The following is a 16,577-nucleotide window of genomic DNA, read 5'->3' on the forward strand; positions in this document are numbered from 1 at the left end:
TGTGTAAAATTCACTCAATCTTATGTAGTTGTTACTGATTAATTACTAGAAGACTCACTAATCGTATGAACATATTACGGGGAGTTTAATGAAGCTTGTCTGAATTACATTTGTATAAAATAAAAAAAGCCGCAAAAGCGGCTTTTTATATGTTTAGATTTTACTTAATTATTTCTTTTTAAATCGACGCACTATTGATAGTGGTGCTAAAAGAAGTGATAACCATAGTAATGAACCTGCATCATTGTCATCATCTGAGCGTAAGTTATTTACCTTAACAGCTACTTTTTCAATGTTTGATAAGTTACCAGCACTATCTTGAGCTTGTACTGTTAAAGTAATACGATTTTCGAATTCGTAATCAATCTCTCCAGCAACAATTAACTGCCCCTCATTGTTAATAGAAACGCTGTCATTATCAGATGTAATAAATTTAACAACAGGTGATTCATCGGCATTTGGATCACTAAAATCGAGCGTGCCGATAATTGTACCAATTGGGCTGTTTTCATCGATTGCAAAAACTTGATCAGCTGCAATTACAGGTGTCTGCTCTTCAGGCGTTAAAGTAATTTCAGATTTAATATCAATAATCACAGGGTCATGGTCTGATGCACGGTATGCACTTTCAGAGTACAAGCTAGATTGTTGACCTTCGCTTTTAAACTCTACATTGTAATCAAGTGAAATAGGTTCATCTGCGTTGATATGCCAATCTGTTGCAGCGACAACTTTGCTAAGTAATGATTGTGTGGCTACTGCATGGTCTAAACTTCCTGCACGACCAGAAAAGCTATAAGAATAACCAAGTGTATCACCATCAATTTCAGCAACTACATTTTTGTAGCCTTTATCAGCAAATGCACGTATTGGATCTTCCATTGCGTAAGCATTCATATCGCCGACTAAAATAGTATCTTCGTCATCAACACCGGTTGGTTTGCTATCAAGCCAATCTGCGAACGCATTAGCACCTTGCGTGCGTATTTCATTCCAACAGCCTTGGCCATCACCTAAATCTGCATTATTTCCAGAAGCACTACCACAACTTTTAGATTTAAGATGTGACACAGCAACAGTAAATACTTCATCAGTTTCTATTGATTTAAAGCTTTGTGCAATTGGAGCACGGTTACTAAAATCAAATGGAGCCTCAGTTGTAATGGCAGCAGTGCCTACTTCTTCTACTTTGTTAGCACGATAGATAAGTGCGGTAGTAATTGCATCGGTACCAATTTGATCTACGTTAAAATCAACAAATGCATAGTTGTTAGCACTATCTGCATCATTTAATGCATCTACTAAGCTAGCAATTGCACTAAATTCGCCAAAGCCATCATTCTCAATTTCCATTAAACCAACAACATCGGCTTCAATAGCGCTAATGGCACTTACAATTTTAGCTTCTTGACGAATAAATTCAGCTTCAGTATCTGCACCTCGAGATGTAGGGAACCCTCCGCCTTGGCCATCACCATTGAAGTAATTAAGTACGTTAAAGCTAGCTACACGTAAATCTGCTTCAGCATTAAGTTCAGGCGCATCTTCACGTGCATTTGTTGCAATAAATGAAGGCGCTAAAGTTGGGTGAATTCGGTAAAGACCGAAGCTATAAGCAAGTGCCCCTGTCACAGTATTAACAGTATCGCCAGTTCGTAAAGTATTTTCTGCCGATAAGCCTGGAGTTGGATAAGCTGTAGGGTCTAAGTTTTGTACTGTAGAGCCATCATCTATTAAAATCTTTCTAAGTAGATTTTCAGTTTCAACTGCATTAGCAGCATCGCCAGGTAACGCAACCTGAGTACCTTGGTACAAGCGCTCTGTTGCTAATTCAACTTCACCATATCGACCAAGACCAAAGTTATTAGTCACTACTAATGGTTGCTCTAATGTGACTAACATACCTTCAAAAGCTTCTAAATCAGTTGTATTAGCTAAAGGTAAAGTGATTTTTGTAGCTGCTGCAGCTAAACCAGTGCCACACACCGCAACTTGGCTAACACTGCCAATTTGTGTTGCATCAAAATATTCTTCAACAGTACCTTGTACACGTACATGGTCGCCTACATTCACGTCAGTATCTGCAAAATATACAAATACACCTTCAGAGGTAAGTGGGTCTGCATCTATATCAGCAGCCAGTGAGTTAACAAAAAAGCCTTTTAATTGTTCATCACCTTGAAAATCGGCGCTTACAACACCTTCAAGTTCTACTAATGTACCTACAAGTGGGCTAGCAGAGCCATCACCTTGAATAGCATTTATTAGTTTTTTTTCTGCACCACAAACAAGTGGTTCAAGTGGCTCTGGTTCTGGAATTGGTTCAGGTGTTGTTCCACCATTACCTGCATGTGAACCTAATCCATCGAATGCATCAATTTCAAAGCTATCCCACTCTACACTTGGATCAAAAGTTGTGGTTGCATCTGTACGACCACTGGTAATAGCATCTTTACGGCGAAGAGTTTGGTTTTTTGCGGAAACACCGTTTCCTTCCCATGTTGCTTGTACTTCGTATTGACCAAAGCTATCTACGATATTACCGTTTTTAGTTAGTATTAGAGTATCGTCACCATTAAACCCAGTAACGCTGTTTTCCAAATCGGCTTTGGCTTTTAAATCATCAGATGAGCTCGGATTGACAATTACAATAGTAGAATTAGCAGCAAGTGTTCCTGTAAGGTCTACAGAATTACCTACTTCACTTTTACCATTTGAATACAAGCTAAGTGTATACCCTTCAAGAGAAAGCTCCGTATCAGCATTATTATAAAGCTCGATTGCTTTATTATTACTGCTTCCCTCTATATATTCTGAAATGATTAGATCAGCGGATGCTGGTGCACTGAGACTTGCTATAACAAGTGCGAGTGGTGTTATTTTTGTTTTAAACATTTTTTTATTATTCCCGTGTATTAATCCCAAAATGGGACACCAGTTTAGAGAATAAATATGACGGAAATAATACAAAAATGTAAACGAATGTAAATAAAAGGCGGTTTGACCGCCTTTTAATAGAAAATTACTTTTTAGCTAGATATTTTGCGGCTTGCTTAGCAAAGTAGGTTAATATTCCATCGGCTCCTGCACGCTTAAATGCAAGTAAAGATTCCATTATTGTTGCTTCTTCACTTAACCAACCGTTATCAATTGCTGCTTTGTGCATTGCATACTCGCCACTTACCTGATATGCGAAAGTAGGTACACCAAATTCGTCTTTAACACGCCGTACAATATCTAAATAAGGCATACCGGGCTTTACCATAACCATATCAGCGCCTTCTTGTAAGTCTAATGCGACTTCACGTATTGCTTCATCAGAGTTTGCTGGATCCATTTGGTAAGTTTTTTTATCAGCACCTTTTAAGTTACCAGCAGAGCCTACAGCATCTCTAAATGGGCCATAGTAGCTAGATGCGTATTTAGCAGAGTAGGCCATAATTCGAGTATGAATAAACCCATCAGCTTCAAGTGCTTCGCGAATAGCACCAATACGACCATCCATCATATCAGAAGGGGCAACAACATCAGCACCAGCTTCTGCATGGGAAAGTGCTTGTTTAACTAAAATTTCAGTAGTGACATCATTAATAACATAACCTGAATCATCAATAATACCGTCTTGGCCATGCGTAGTGAAAGGGTCAAGTGCTACATCAGTAATCACACCCAACTCAGGAAAAGCTTCTTTTAACGCTCTTACGGTACGTTGCGCTAAGCCATCATCGTTATATGCTTCTTCGGCAAATAATGATTTTTTATCCGCAGGCGTTACCGGAAAAATAGCAACGGCAGGTACGCCAAGTTCAACGAGTTCTTTTGCTTCAACAAGCAGTAAATCAATTGATAGGCGCTCAATACCAGGCATTGATTCAATTACCTCGCGGCGATTTTTACCATCAAGTACAAATACAGGGTAAATTAAATCATTTACGCTAAGCTGGTTTTCAGCCATTAAGCGGCGAGAAAAGTCGCTGCGGCGCATTCTGCGCATGCGAGTATATGGGAAAAGGTCTAATCCTGATTGGGCCATATTAATATGCTCCTACTGTGGTAATGGAAAAGTGATTACTTGATTACGGCCATGCTGCTTTGCGTAATAAAGTGCTTTGTCGGCGCACTCAGTAAAAATTTGAGGGTTGCTAACATCATCAGCAATGCTGGTGTATACACCAGCGCTAATAGTAAATTGAATATCATTATTGGCAACCGTTACTGTACTTACTGAGATATCAGCTCGTATTTTTTCAGCTATGTCTTGTGCGCCTTCACTAGGGGTATTAGGTAATAGCACAACAAATTCTTCACCGCCATAACGGGCAACTTCATCGAGTGGTCGTTTTAAATGGTCCTTTATAAGGTCAGACACTGCTTTAATAACTTGATCGCCAATGATATGGCCGTACGTGTCGTTGATATTTTTAAATCGATCTATATCAAGCATAACAATGCTAAGAGGAGTTTGTTCTCGACGAGAGCGACGAAGCTCCATTACCAGTTTTTTATCAAAAAAGCGTCTGTTTTTTATTCCAGTCAATGCGTCTTCAGTATTTAGTAACTCAAGTGAGCGGTTTTTTTCTTCAAGCTCTCTAAGCGTCACTTGTAATTCAAAGGTGCGCTCGTCCACCTGAGATTCAAGTTCTTGGCGAGTTTTTTCTTGTAATTTTAAGCGCTCTTTAAGTAGTGTATCTTGTGCTGTGTTTTCAGCAATCAAGGTTTGTTGGGCAATCACTTCTTCATCGCGTTGTAAAATAAATAACTTCATTACGCTGTAGCATAAGCAAAAAGTGCAACCAAAAAAGCATGCAAATACAAATGCGAGCGTACTTCTGTCAAAGGCGTATAGGCCCATTACTGCAACAGTAAAATAAAGCATTACCACCAAGAAAAAAACCAATACAAGTAATAGTGCTTTGTTTGGTTTAGAAGGCGTTAAACGCACGCACATAAACGTAGTTACAATATAAAAGCCTAAAACTATTGGAGTAGTGATTAAACAAAGTAATGTAACTATGTTGTTTGGAAGTAGCCAAATAAATAATAACGAAATGGCTAAAGCGTTAACTACAACTTTTTGAATAGTTAGCAGAAGTGAGGGTCTGGGATGGCAAACTTGCTTCTGCAAAGGCAAAAACATTAAAGTGATAAGCATAAGTAATATAGGGATCATAACTTGCTGTAATGCAGGCAAATTAGGATGAACGTACCTTAAGCCAAAACCACAAAGGTAGGCTAATACACTGCCTAATGTGAGAGATATAACTCCAGCATAAACAAAATAACCTTTACGTGAAAAACCATATAAAACTATGCAACTCACACCCAAAGAAAATATAAAACCAATCAATAAGCCATAGAGTAAATTGAGTTTTCCTTTGTGTGCCAAATAAGCTTCTGGTTGCCACAGCGTTAAAGGGACTCGCAAGCCTGAACTATTCGCCACTTTCATTATAATAAGCGTTTCGCTATTTGCAGGGCTGAGCAGTTTAACTAATAAAGACTCACTTTTAATTGTGCGCTTATATAAGGGGTAGGCATCACCAATTTGAGTATAAGAAAGTAATTGCGAGTTATGTAATTGATATACTTGAACGTCGTTTAGCAAAGGATTGTTTAGTGACAATATTTGCTCAGTATTATAACTAAGTGTGTTTTTTATTTTAAATTTTATCCATACAGGACGCTGCTCTAGTCCTAAATTAAGGGGTTTTCCTGTGTTTTTTTGCCACTGTATATGGCTACTTTGTTGTGCGCTTAATAGCGACGTTGGTTCAAAAGAGTAATACAGGTTATTAATGTTTTGAGAGTTAAAATCGTGTTTTATTATTACTGGGTTTGCGAAAGAGCAAAAAGTGCAAAGGAATACTAATAGGCTTAAAAGTGCCTTTGCATAGGCCATTAACGATCTTCTAAACCAAAAACACGGTGAAAGTTTTCTGTAGTTTTACGGGCTACAACTTCTTCATCTATTTGATAAAGTTGTGCAACCGTTTGACAGATATAAGGAAGCAGGGCAGGTTCATTTTTACGTGATTTAGGTTTTGGCTTAACTGTTCGTGGAATTAAAAATGGTGCATCAGTTTCTATTAATAATCGATCTAGAGGAATGCTAGGCACTAGCTGTTGTAAATCTTTTCCACGCCTTTCATCACATACCCAACCCGTTATACCAATATATAGACCTAAATCTAAATATTGCTTTAGAGCTGCTGAGTTACCCGTAAAGCAGTGGAGTACACCGCGAATATTAAACTCTTTTAATATACTTAACATGTCGTCACTTGCATCACGTTCATGCAAGTAAACAGGTAAATCTAATTTTTCAGCAAGTGCTAATTGGCGCCTAAAAACACTGCGCTGTACATCGCGAGGCGAAAAGTCGCGGTTATAATCAAGGCCACATTCACCAATAGCAATAACATGCTTATTATTTGCAAGTACAGTTAGTTGTACTTCTAGTTCATTAGTGGCTGATTTTGCATCATGTGGGTGGATACCCGCCGTAGAATATTGAAGATGCTTTGTTGCAAGTTCAAGTGATCGCTGACTGCTTGCAATATCACAACCAATAATAAGCATATTTGTAACACCCGCTTCATTGGCACGGGTAATTACATCGTGATGCTGCTCATCAAATTGATGATTAGTTAAGTTAACTCCAGCATCAATTAACGTATATGACATTACTTAGTACGTTTAACGCGAATAGAGCGGTTTTGCCCTTCTTTATGCAGCAAAAATGAGTTAAATACACCTCGGCTAATGGTAACTGTATCAGACTCTTTTAATTTAAGGCTGTCTGAGCCAATTTGACGCCACTCTTGGTTGTTGTCAAGGCTGATAATGAGCTCGCCATACGGTGCCTCGTCAACTGATAAAACAAGCGCAGTGATGTTTTCGTTTTTATCTTTTGTTATTTCTTTATGTTCTAAGCCAAAATCTTCAGTAGTTGCTGCTGGCGCTATAGCCGCAACGGGTACATTAGAAGATTCTTTAGGCGGGGTAAGTGTTTTTGTTACTGATGGCTTAACTAGTGACTTACCCGCGATTGTATTGTCGTAACAAAGTAAGCGGTTAAAATCGTTTTCAATAAAGCTACATGCCTGTAACGCTTGAGTATTAAACTCTGTTTGCGCAGCAAAAGTCGGTGCGCTTAATAAAACCAATAGTGAGAGTAGTTGTTTTTTCATTTTATTCCTCAGATTCTTTTTGTGGTTTAGCGGTATAAAACTTTGCTAAAATTAGACCTAGTTCAAACAGAAGAAGCATCGGAAATGCTAGCAATGTTTGTGATAATACATCAGGCGGTGTTAAAAACATCGCGACTACAAAAACACCCACGACGATATAAGGGCGCTTTTCTTTTAAGCTTTTTGTTGTTGTTGCGCCACTCCAGCATAGCAACATAATAGCCACAGGAATTTCGAAAGCGACACCAAATGCAAAAAACAATTTTAATACAAATCCTAGATAGCTAGCGATATCGGGTGCTAGAGTCATCATTTCGGGACCTGTACTTGTAAAAAAACCTAATATAATTGGTAGTACTGCAAAGTAGCAAAAAGCGATACCCCCATAAAACAAGACAACGCTTGAGATTAGTATGGGTATTAGCATTTTCTTTTCATTTTGGTACAAGCCAGGAGCTATAAACCCCCAAATTTGATGAAGTATCCATGGAGTAGATAATAAAGCCGCAACAAAAAAAGTAAGCATCATAGGGACTATAAAAGGGTCACTCACATTTATAGCTATCATGGTCGCGCCATTAGGTAAATGAACTACTAATGGTGCAGCTATAAGTTCGTAAATATCATCTTTAAAATAAAACAGCGCGATAAAAAATAATAAAATGCTCAATAGCGCTTTTATTAGCCGATCACGCAACTCAATTAAATGAGCTACAAACCCTGATTTTACTTCCTCAGCCATTATTTTTTATACCATGTAGTAAGTTGACCACAAAGTGAGAAATAAATTTCACTTTTTCTCATCAAGTTGTTGGTTATTTGATGTATCAGATTGTTGTTTCTTGTAGCTGTGAGTAACTGATTCAGCCGCTTTTTGTAGCTCTGTTAGTGAGCTTTGTAACTCAGGGCTTAAATCTTTTAATTCTTGCTGTTCTGCTTTTTTAAGGTTTTCGTGCAGCTCATGGATGCGAAGCTCTTCACTTACTTCGGCTTTTACTGAGTTGGCAAGTGATTTAGCGGTTTTAACCCATTTACTCACTGTTCTAATCGCAACAGGTAAGCGCTCAGGGCCGAGCACCACTAAACCAACAATAAAAATAACAACAAGTTCCCACATGCCCATACTAATTAAACCTTATTGTTATCTTTGTTTTTTTCAGTATCGGTTGAGTTGTCAGCAGTGTTTTTTTCTGATTGTTGAATTTGCTCGGATTTCTCTTTCTCGCTCATTTGATCATCCGACATTGCTTTTTTGAAGCCCTTTACAGCGCCCCCAATATCGCCACCCATACCGCGTAGTTTTTTTGTGCCAAAAAGTAAAACTATGATCGCTAAAACAATTAATAATTGCCAAATACTAATACCACCAAAACCCATGGTTTTCTCCAATATATAAAACGGTTAAATGTTTATTTTAAATACTAATTATACGCTCACTAGCGCAAATAGCACCCAGTTTATGCGCTGCGCCATGCCGCTATAAAGCTAATAGCCGATAAGCTTATTGCAAGACTTGCAGCTATTAAATCGTGCTGTAAATAACAAAGTGTTGCCATAATCATTGTAGCACTACCAAATAAACTCAATATTAAAGGTTTATGAGATACCTTTTGTTCTTGAGGTTGAATGTGTGGTGCACGCTTTAAATTTTGATAAATTAGATCCGGTAACTCAGGCATTTTTTCAGCCCAAAATGGCAAGTTAGCATACATTTGCTTCAGTACTGATAGCGGTCCAACTTGTTGCTTTACCCAGTCTTCTAAAAAGGGCTTAGCTGTTTTCCATAAGTCGAGTTGCGGGTAAAGCTGACGCCCTAATCCTTCAACGTATAATAAAGTTTTTTGTAGTAGTACTAATTGCGGCTGTACCTGCATGTTAAAACGACGTGCAGTATTAAATAGATTTACGAGTACGTGCCCAAATGAAATTTCGGCCAAAGGTTTATTAAATATAGGCTCGCAAACTGTGCGAATCGCAAATTCAAATTCTTCAATGCTAGTATCTGGTGGTACCCAACCAGAATCAACGTGTAGCTGTGCAACTTGGCGATAATCACGATTAAAAAAGGCGATAAAGTTTTCAGCTAAATAGCGTTTATCTTCTTTGCTTAACGTACCAACAATACCGCAATCAATACCGATATACATTGGGTTTTCAGGGTGCTCTCGAGAGACGAAAATATTACCCGGATGCATGTCGGCATGAAAAAAACTGTCTCTAAACACCTGCGTAAAAAATACTTCAACGCCACGCTCAGCAAGTAATTTCATATTAGTGTTTTGCGCCATAAGTGCATCGGTATCAGAGACGGGTATGCCGTAAATACGCTCCATCACCAGCACATTGCTACGGCTGTAATCACTGTAAACTGCAGGGATGTATAATGAATCAGAGCCTTCAAAATTGCGTTTTAGTTGAATGCCGTTGGCACCTTCTCGCATTAAGTCGAGCTCGTCTAGGAGTGTTTTTTTATATTCTTTAACTACTTCAATCGGGCGCAGGCGTTTTGATTCGTTATGTACTTTTGCAAGTACCTTTGCGAGCTTTTCCATTAGCGCTAAATCGGCATTAATTTGCTCATAAATATTGGGTCTAATAACCTTAATTACGACATCTTGCTCAATACTCTGCTCATCAATAAGTTTTGCTGTATGTACTTGCGCTATAGATGCAGAGGCCAGTGGAGTTTGTGAAAACTCACTAAATAATTCACTTATATCGTTAATTTCGAGCGCTTTTTCTATTATTTTTTGTGCAAGCTCGCCTTCAAATGGTTGAACTTGATCTTGTAAAAAAGCAAGCTCTAAAGCGATATCATGAGGGAGTAAATCACGACGAGTCGAGAGCATTTGACCAAATTTGATCCAAACAGGACCCAGCTCTTGCAATGCTAAACGTAAACGTAGCCCCGCAGGTTTTTCTTTGTGCTGATTACGCAGCCAAAATAAACTACCACGGGCTATTTTACCAAACCAAGGCACTTTATGCTTTGGAATTAGCTCGTCTAGTCCATAGCTAAGTAACGTTTTGGTGATGTTATACAAACGTGCAGTCGACACAAAAAATCCTTAGCGGGTGTTTGAAGGTAAAAAAGAATTTAAGAGGGCGTTAATGCGTTGCTCAACGGCAGCGACTTGTCCTTTGAGTTCTCTATTTTTTTGTTTAAATTGCTCAAGTTCTAATGGATGAATAGTAATTGCGAGCTCATCTTGGCATAAACTTGTAAGCATGGTACTTATTTTAGTATTGGTTTTGCTGCTCTTTTGTTTTAGTTCTTTTAAGTGCAGGTATAACTGCTGAGCGGGGGCATCGCCAATGTATTTAGAAAGTTGTTCAGGCCAATCAATATCAATACCTGAAAATGCATTGCTATAAGTTTGCGCAATATTTAAATCGCCTTGTAAGTCGAGCTTATCTTGGCGAATTAATTGGGTAAGCATTGCAGGGTTTTTGAGCGCTAAAAGTGTTTCTATATCTGCGCTGATCATACAATCTGCATTTTCATTGCTTTGAGCGCTGTATAAGTGTAATTGATCAGCACTATAAACGAGTTGGATGCTTTGTTGCCAATCTCTTATTTCAACCACTAAGCGCTTATGTTTAACTGCGTTTAGCTTTTGAGATAATTGTGGGTCAAGGCTAAGCGCTTGATTTAGTACACGCTCAATAAGCGAAAGTACAAAATTGGGTAACATAAAAAACTCAGATGACATTGCACCATTATTGCTTTTTGTTATTTTTTCAAGCGCCATAACTGCTAGCCTTAATATTTAAAACCACGATGCAGTGCAACAATTCCGCCTGTGAGGTTTTGGTATGTTGTTTGTTCAAAGCCCGCATCTTCCATCATCGCTTTTAATGTGTCTTGATCTGGATGCATACGAATAGACTCAGCTAAATACTTGTACGATTCACTGTCGTTAGCAACTAGCTTACCCATTGTTGGCAATAAATTAAATGAGTAAAAATCGTAAGCTTTACTAAGTACGTCATGCTCTGGTTTTGAAAACTCTAAAACAAGTAATCTGCCACCTGGCTTTAAAATACGGTACATAGAGCGTAATGCTTTGTCTTTATCGGTAACGTTACGTAAGCCAAAGGCAATAGTGATCACATCAAAGCTATTATCTGGAAATGGCAGCATTTCTGCATTCATTTGTACGTAGTCAATATTGCCTACTAAGCCAAGATTGTGTAGTTTTTCACGACCAACCTTAAGCATAGATGAATTTATATCGCCCAAAACAACTTGACCGGTCTCGCCAACTAGTTGACTAAATTTTGCCGTTAAGTCGCCAGTGCCACCGGCTAAATCGAGTACATGATGGCCTTTACGAACACCTGAGCTTGCAATAGTTTGACGTTTCCATAAACGATGCACACCAAAAGACATTAAATCATTCATTACATCGTATTTTGCAGCTACTGAGTGAAATACATCAGCAACCATAGAAGCTTTGTCGCCCTCGGCTACTGTTTTATAACCAAAATGCGTGGTCTTTTGTTCGGTTTCGTTCATGATTAATCTCTATCGTGACAATAGAGGTTAGTGTACTTTATTGTACGCAGTAGGTGCAATTTGAATATGATTTATCAGGTAATTTATTGCTCTGCAGTGTAGCTACTTTGCCCTAATGACCGCGCTTTAAAAGCCGCATGAGACGCTTTTTTAGCTAACTGATTAAAATCATCTTCTTGTAGATGTTGAGCAATTCCTAGAGATAAGCCAATACTAGGTAACTTAATCCCTGTTTTTGAACTAACAAAGCGAAGCTTTTCGACTCCATTTCGGACTTTTTCAGCTATAACATTGGCTGTTTCTGGGTCTATATCGGCGAGTAAAACAGTAAATTGATCTTTAGCTGTGCGGCCAGGCAAGCCACTTTGAAAAACATATTTTTGCACTTGTTTAGCTACTTTATTCAAAATAACTTCACCAATTATATCACCGTAATTTTCAGTAAAGTGATCAAGGTTATCTATTTGAATCGCAATGGCGCAAATAGACTTTTTTTGATTAGTCCATACTTGAGTTTGTTGCGTTAAATAATGGCGTTTATAAAGCCCTGTTTGGATATCAATAATATGTTGTTTACGAAGTTGATTTAGCTGCTTTTTTGTTTTTTCGTGTAGTAGTTTGGCTTTACTTAGTTCTTGCTTAAATTGCTTGTGTTGATTTAGTAATTCGGCGGTTTGATTATGAAGTACTTCAAGCGCTTGACGGCTTTGTTCTATGTTGTTCTCATCTAGTGAATGTACGCATTCGCTCACCTGACCCGCAAAGCGAATTATCTGTTTTTCAGTAGCTTGAGAGTTTTGAGAAAGTGAACTTATAACACCATCAACATTTTGAATCATGTTGACTTGCTCTGTGTGACCGGTATTTAAAAATTCAGCATGGAGCTGTTCAATTAAAACACTGTCTATATTATCTTCAACCGCAATAGCGCGGTCTAAGGCTTTATTCAGCTCAAGGTTAGTTTGGCTAGTATAGGTATAAACAACTTGATAATTGAGCGGCGTAGGAGAAAGTGCATAGCGCTCTAAAAACACACACACTTTAGTCATCTTCTCTTGTGCAATAGCCATGGAATCATGGAACATCATTTTAAATACCAACTAAGTACGCATAAGTGCAAATTTTAAAATATCTCATTCCATGAGGCGGTTATGCGTCCGAGCTTTTTATTATTTTTTTATACAGTAATCATTATCCGCGCTATTTAAAAGCAAAAACGATAGTTAGGGAACTTAAATTTTACTTTAGCAGCCCAATCGCTGTTTTTCTCATCAATTCGGCTGGTTTTTACTTCTGTTAACGTATGTAGCATTATTTCAATATGCTAGTTTGTCTCATTTACTTGCTATTTCTTTAGCCTACGATAGTTTTATGCAATCTATTGCATCATCAAGTTAAATAATAATGAATCTTTTTTTACCAAAAACGCTTCGCCAAACGCTTCTTGGCATAACTGCTTTATGTTCGTTAAGTGCATGTCAAATAACCACACCCAATGCGAATGAGCAGTTTACTCAAGTAGCACAATCTATTGTTCAATATAGAGAAAGTATAAACCCTTATAGCACTTCAAAAGGGGTTGATGGCTATTTACTTGCCAATTTATCGCCAGAATTTTTAGCAGAGCAGTACAAAAGTAATACTCAATTATTAGCAGACTTAGATGCCGTCGATGCAACTAAGCTTAGTGACGAAAATCAAATTAACTTAAGTATTATTCGTGCTCAGGTACAAAATAGCGTAGACGAATATGTGTTTAATGCGCATTACATGCCGCTTACATCTGAGTATGGTTTTCACTCCGGTCTATCGTACATCGTTAACAGTTCCCAATATAAAAAAGAGCAAGATTTAGAGACATACCTTGCACGTTTAGCACAAATCCCCCGCTTTTTTGAGCAAAATATATATTGGATGAAAAAAGGTATAGAAACAGGTCTCACCCAACCAAAAGCAGTGTTAGAAGGATACGAAGACTCCATAAGTACTTATATTGTTGATGATGTAACTCAATCAGAATTTTATAAACCGTTTTTAGCTAACACTGCCAGTTTAAGTGAGAGTGACTTTTATGCACTTCAACAGCGAGCTAAAGTTGTTTTAAAAAATAAAGTAATACCAGCATATAAAAGCTACTTAACGTTTTTTACTGAGCAATACCAACCGGGCGCCCGCACAAGTATTGGTATTTCAGAAACCCCTAATGGCAAAGCTTTTTATAAAAACCGTGCTAAGCATTACACCACTACCGACATGACACCAAAAGAGATCCACGAGCTAGGCTTAAAAGAAGTTGCTCGCATTCGAGGTGAAATGGAAGCTGTAATAAAAGAAGTTGGTTTTAAAGGCTCATTTGCTGAGTTTATTCACTTTTTACGTACCGACCCACAGTTTTACGCAACAACACCTGAGCAACTTTTGAAAGAAGCATCTTACATTGCTAAAAAAATGGATGCACAGCTGCCTAAGTTATTTCATACCTTACCGCGCAAACCTTATGGCGTGGCACCGGTACCCGCAAGTATTGCCCCTAAATACACAACAGGTCGGTATTCTGGCTCTAATCGAGATGATGAAGCTGGATACTACTGGGTAAATACTTACGCTTTAGATAAGCGCCCTTTGTATGTTTTAGAAGCATTAACGTTGCACGAAGCAGTGCCAGGTCATCATTTACAAATATCACTTAATGCAGAGCTTGAAAATTTGCCGAGCTATCGTCGTGATGCTTACCTTTCGGCATTTGGCGAAGGTTGGGGGCTTTACTCTGAATATTTAGGTTTAGAGGCAGGCTTTTATCAAGACCCATATAGCCGTTTTGGTCGCTTAACTTATGAGATGTGGCGAGCAGCACGTTTGGTTGTTGATACAGGGATGCACATGTATGGCTGGAGCCGCGAGCGAGCTATGAACTTTATGAGCGAGAACACCGCGCTTTCGCTGCATAATGTTAAAACAGAAACTGACCGTTATATATCTTGGCCAGCTCAGGCACTGTCATACAAAATTGGTGAGTTAACTATTAAACGTTTACGTGTTGAAGCAGAGCAAGCGCTTGGACCAAATTTTGATATTCGCGAATTTCACCATCAGGTTCTTCGCCATGGTTCAGTGCCCTTGTCAGTATTAGAAACACAGGTACGTTTATATATAAAAAATGAGTTAACTAAGCTGCAAAATTAGCTTTGTAGGGCTTATAAACCTTGAACAAACAAAGGTGTTGTGTCATTTTGACCGCAACACCTTTTTTATACCACAGACCTAGTAATGTAGTTTATTTTAGCGACTCCAATCGTCAAAATATTCACATACTACGCAATAGGTATTATTTAAAAATATAGCCATCAAGGGGCCTTAGATGAGCAATTTCATTATGTTTAGTATTGACGTATTTGCGAGTATTTTTATTATCGCACTTGGGTTAATTGTGCTTACTGTTATTATTTTTTACTTTCGCGATATAACACAAACAAAACATGCTATTAGGCGTAACTACCCAGTAATTGGCCGCTTTCGATATTTTTTTGAACGCCAAGGTGAATTTTTCAGACAATACTTTTTTGCCCTCGATCGAGAAGAAATGCCATTTAACCGCGCTGAGCGCAGTTGGGTTTACCGCGCAGCAAAAGATGTCGATCGCACCGCTGCATTTGGTTCAACACAAAGCTTAGAAGTGACGGGTACGGTTATGTTTATGAACTGTGCTTTTCCTACTTTAGATGAAGAAGCACTTGACCCGAGTAATGTTACTTTAGGTCCGTATTGTAAAACACCTTACACCACTAATTCGTTATTTAATGTGTCGGGCATGAGCTTTGGCGCGCTTTCAAAGCCTGCTGTGCGCGCTTTATCAAAAGGTGCTAAATTAGCGGGTTGCTGGATGAACACAGGCGAAGGGGGCTTAAGCCCTTACCACCTTGAAGGTGGCGCCGATTTGGTATTTCAAATTGGTACAGCTAAATATGGTGCCCGAGACGAGCATGGAAACTTAAGCACCGAAAAACTTAAAGAAATAGCAGCTCACGAACAAGTCAAAATGTTCGAGCTAAAAATGAGCCAAGGTGCAAAACCAGGTAAAGGCGGTATGTTACCAGGGCGTAAAGTTAACGCCGAAATAGCTAAAATTAGGGGTATTCCAGAAGGGCAAGATTCGATTAGCCCAAATGGACACCCTGAAATAAAAAAACCAGCTGATATTCTCGATATGATAGCCACTGTACGTAATGCCACAGGAAAACCAACAGGCTTTAAAGCCGTTATTGGTGATTACACCTGGTTAGAAACGTTATTTGCAGAAATTAATCATCGTGGCATTGAGTCGGCACCCGATTTTATAACAATTGATAGTGCTGATGGTGGTACGGGGGCTGCACCGCAGCCGCTTATGGATTCGGTGGGTTTACCTCTTCGCGAAAGCTTGCCACTTGTAGTTAATATGCTTGAAAAGCACGGTATTAGAGATCGCGTGAAAATTATTGCTTCGGGTAAGTTAATCGTCCCTTCAAAGGTTGCATGGGCATTAGCGCTTGGTGCTGATTTTGTTGTATCGGCTCGTGGTCATATGTTTGCACTGGGTTGTATTCAGGCAATGCAATGTAATAAAGATACCTGTCCAACCGGGATCACTACGCATAACGAGCGTTTGCAACGCGGCTTAAATGTAGCTGATAAAGCGCAACGAGTAGCTAACTATAATAAATACATTCATTACGGAGCCGGTTTAATTGCTCACTCATGCGGTGTAACAAGTGCACGTGAGTTGGCTCGTAAGCATGTACGTATAGTGCAAGAAAGTGGGCTTTCAGAGCCGCTTGATAAAATTTATGAAAACTACAAGTAAGTTTTAACTAACTAGAAGGCGCTTATAG

The 16,577-nt window shown here is 38.7% G+C and carries 14 protein-coding genes; 2 read left to right on the top strand and 12 right to left on the bottom strand.

The genetic code is table 11. The annotated features are described in order from the left end of the window. Nucleotides 1–168: 168 nt before the first annotated feature. The 12 genes from JG479_RS00450 to JG479_RS00505 form a co-directional block, all read right to left on the bottom strand. Nucleotides 169–2,895, bottom strand: coding sequence for an ExeM/NucH family extracellular endonuclease (locus JG479_RS00450; protein WP_200219713.1), 2,727 nt, complete (start codon nucleotides 2,893–2,895; stop codon nucleotides 169–171). A 127-nt stretch (nucleotides 2,896–3,022) separates the two neighbouring features. Continuing rightward, complete coding sequence (hemB, locus tag JG479_RS00455) at nucleotides 3,023–4,033, bottom strand: porphobilinogen synthase (protein WP_024597079.1); 1,011 nt, start codon at nucleotides 4,031–4,033, stop codon at nucleotides 3,023–3,025. Nucleotides 4,034–4,045: 12 nt separating this feature from the next. Then, the gene (locus tag JG479_RS00460; protein WP_200219714.1) at nucleotides 4,046–5,899 is read right to left on the bottom strand and encodes a sensor domain-containing diguanylate cyclase; all 1,854 of its coding nucleotides are present in this window, start codon (nucleotides 5,897–5,899) and stop codon (nucleotides 4,046–4,048) included. Further along, nucleotides 5,899–6,684 carry a TatD family hydrolase gene (locus tag JG479_RS00465; protein WP_200219715.1) on the bottom strand — a complete coding sequence of 262 codons (786 nt, stop codon included), beginning with the start codon at nucleotides 6,682–6,684 and terminating at the stop codon, nucleotides 5,899–5,901. Before JG479_RS00465 ends, JG479_RS00460 begins: the two co-directional genes overlap by 1 nt. Beyond that, nucleotides 6,684–7,190, bottom strand: coding sequence for a hypothetical protein (locus JG479_RS00470; RefSeq protein WP_200219716.1), 507 nt, complete (start codon nucleotides 7,188–7,190; stop codon nucleotides 6,684–6,686). Before JG479_RS00470 ends, JG479_RS00465 begins: the two co-directional genes overlap by 1 nt. Nucleotide 7,191: 1 nt before the next feature. Then, nucleotides 7,192–7,932, bottom strand: a complete 741-nt coding sequence (gene tatC, locus JG479_RS00475) for a twin-arginine translocase subunit TatC (RefSeq protein ID WP_024604418.1) — start codon at nucleotides 7,930–7,932, stop codon at nucleotides 7,192–7,194. A 48-nt stretch (nucleotides 7,933–7,980) separates the two neighbouring features. Further along, nucleotides 7,981–8,313 carry a Sec-independent protein translocase protein TatB gene (gene tatB / locus JG479_RS00480; RefSeq protein ID WP_024597077.1) on the bottom strand — a complete coding sequence of 111 codons (333 nt, stop codon included), beginning with the start codon at nucleotides 8,311–8,313 and terminating at the stop codon, nucleotides 7,981–7,983. Between the two features lie 5 nt (nucleotides 8,314–8,318). After that, the gene (gene tatA, locus JG479_RS00485; protein ID WP_004334954.1) at nucleotides 8,319–8,567 is read right to left on the bottom strand and encodes a Sec-independent protein translocase subunit TatA; all 249 of its coding nucleotides are present in this window, start codon (nucleotides 8,565–8,567) and stop codon (nucleotides 8,319–8,321) included. A gap of 80 nt (nucleotides 8,568–8,647) precedes the next feature. Then, the gene (gene ubiB, locus JG479_RS00490; protein WP_200219717.1) at nucleotides 8,648–10,249 is read right to left on the bottom strand and encodes a ubiquinone biosynthesis regulatory protein kinase UbiB; all 1,602 of its coding nucleotides are present in this window, start codon (nucleotides 10,247–10,249) and stop codon (nucleotides 8,648–8,650) included. Nucleotides 10,250–10,258: 9 nt separating this feature from the next. Further along, nucleotides 10,259–10,942: a ubiquinone biosynthesis accessory factor UbiJ gene (locus tag JG479_RS00495; RefSeq protein WP_004334950.1), complete on the bottom strand. Its 684-nt coding sequence runs from the start codon at nucleotides 10,940–10,942 to the stop codon at nucleotides 10,259–10,261. 11 nt (nucleotides 10,943–10,953) lie between these two features. Further along, nucleotides 10,954–11,709 carry a bifunctional demethylmenaquinone methyltransferase/2-methoxy-6-polyprenyl-1,4-benzoquinol methylase UbiE gene (gene ubiE, locus JG479_RS00500; RefSeq protein ID WP_024597074.1) on the bottom strand — a complete coding sequence of 252 codons (756 nt, stop codon included), beginning with the start codon at nucleotides 11,707–11,709 and terminating at the stop codon, nucleotides 10,954–10,956. Between the two features lie 83 nt (nucleotides 11,710–11,792). Beyond that, the gene (locus JG479_RS00505; RefSeq protein WP_200220310.1) at nucleotides 11,793–12,779 is read right to left on the bottom strand and encodes a GGDEF domain-containing protein; all 987 of its coding nucleotides are present in this window, start codon (nucleotides 12,777–12,779) and stop codon (nucleotides 11,793–11,795) included. 334 nt (nucleotides 12,780–13,113) lie between these two features. Here JG479_RS00505 and JG479_RS00510 point away from each other — a divergent pair, with 334 nt between their 5' ends. Both JG479_RS00510 and JG479_RS00515 read left to right on the top strand, forming a co-directional pair. Beyond that, entirely contained in the window at nucleotides 13,114–14,892 is a 1,779-nt protein-coding gene (locus JG479_RS00510) for a DUF885 domain-containing protein (protein WP_200219718.1), read from the top strand. Nucleotides 14,893–15,067: 175 nt separating this feature from the next. After that, the gene (locus tag JG479_RS00515; RefSeq protein WP_200219719.1) at nucleotides 15,068–16,549 is read left to right on the top strand and encodes an FMN-binding glutamate synthase family protein; all 1,482 of its coding nucleotides are present in this window, start codon (nucleotides 15,068–15,070) and stop codon (nucleotides 16,547–16,549) included. Nucleotides 16,550–16,577 lie beyond the last annotated feature (28 nt).

The organism is Pseudoalteromonas sp. LC2018020214 (genome assembly GCF_016598755.1).
GTDB lineage: Bacteria > Pseudomonadota > Gammaproteobacteria > Enterobacterales > Alteromonadaceae > Pseudoalteromonas > Pseudoalteromonas distincta.

Bases quoted from the DNA above. Each gene is read 5' to 3' on its own strand.
- JG479_RS00450 (WP_200219713.1), bottom strand. From the start codon at position 2,895: ATGTTTAAAACAAAAATAACACCACTCGCACTTGTTATAGCAAGTCTC.
- hemB (WP_024597079.1), bottom strand. From the start codon at position 4,033: ATGGCCCAATCAGGATTAGACCTTTTCCCATATACTCGCATGCGCAGA.
- JG479_RS00460 (WP_200219714.1), bottom strand. From the start codon at position 5,899: ATGGCCTATGCAAAGGCACTTTTAAGCCTATTAGTATTCCTTTGCACT.
- JG479_RS00465 (WP_200219715.1), bottom strand. From the start codon at position 6,684: ATGTCATATACGTTAATTGATGCTGGAGTTAACTTAACTAATCATCAA.
- JG479_RS00470 (WP_200219716.1), bottom strand. From the start codon at position 7,190: ATGAAAAAACAACTACTCTCACTATTGGTTTTATTAAGCGCACCGACT.
- tatC (WP_024604418.1), bottom strand. From the start codon at position 7,932: ATGGCTGAGGAAGTAAAATCAGGGTTTGTAGCTCATTTAATTGAGTTG.
- tatB (WP_024597077.1), bottom strand. From the start codon at position 8,313: ATGGGCATGTGGGAACTTGTTGTTATTTTTATTGTTGGTTTAGTGGTG.
- tatA (WP_004334954.1), bottom strand. From the start codon at position 8,567: ATGGGTTTTGGTGGTATTAGTATTTGGCAATTATTAATTGTTTTAGCG.
- JG479_RS00495 (WP_004334950.1), bottom strand. From the start codon at position 10,942: ATGGCGCTTGAAAAAATAACAAAAAGCAATAATGGTGCAATGTCATCT.
- ubiE (WP_024597074.1), bottom strand. From the start codon at position 11,709: ATGAACGAAACCGAACAAAAGACCACGCATTTTGGTTATAAAACAGTA.
- JG479_RS00505 (WP_200220310.1), bottom strand. From the start codon at position 12,779: ATGGCTATTGCACAAGAGAAGATGACTAAAGTGTGTGTGTTTTTAGAG.
- JG479_RS00510 (WP_200219718.1), top strand. From the start codon at position 13,114: ATGAATCTTTTTTTACCAAAAACGCTTCGCCAAACGCTTCTTGGCATA.
- JG479_RS00515 (WP_200219719.1), top strand. From the start codon at position 15,068: ATGAGCAATTTCATTATGTTTAGTATTGACGTATTTGCGAGTATTTTT.